Genomic DNA, 553 nt, shown 5'->3' with positions numbered 1-553 from the left:
AATTAGAAAAACATCTGGTACAATGCGAATCCGTTGCTAAGGAAAAGCGAACCCATATTACAGATTGGGATTTAGCATTGGTGGTTTCTCAGAAAACGAATATTCCTTTGGGAAAGCTCCAAGAAGATGAAAAAGAACGCTTATCAAATATGGAGGCTACTTTAGCAAAAAGAGTGGTAGGTCAAGACCACGCCATATCCATTGTTACGGAGGCTGTTCTTGAAAATCGCTCAGGTTTGAGTAAAGCAGGACAGCCCATAGGTTCTTTCTTTTTCTTGGGACCTACAGGAACGGGGAAAACAGAATTAGCAAAATCTTTAGCTTCCTTTTTATTTCAAGATGAAAATGCAATTATTCGCTTTGATATGTCCGAATTTAAAGAGGAACACGCCGCAGCCTTACTTTATGGAGCACCTCCAGGATATGTGGGGTATGAAGAAGGTGGTCTATTAGTCAATAAAATACGACAAAAACCTTACTCAATCGTTTTGTTTGATGAGATTGAAAAAGCCCACGCTTCGGTTTTCGATGTCTTTCTTCAAATAATGGACGA

At 39.4% G+C, this 553-nt stretch carries 1 protein-coding gene; it reads left to right on the top strand.

The window, feature by feature from the left end; translation table 11 throughout:
* On the top strand, window positions 1-553 hold a 553-nt coding region (locus VQ048_RS12460; RefSeq protein ID WP_327611959.1), incomplete at both ends, for an AAA family ATPase.

This window comes from Bergeyella anatis (genome assembly GCF_036016955.1).
Classification (GTDB): Bacteria; Bacteroidota; Bacteroidia; order Flavobacteriales; family Weeksellaceae; genus JAYWXI01.
Note: the sequence above shows the minus strand (reverse complement) of the source record. Positions and strands in the feature narration are given on the sequence as shown.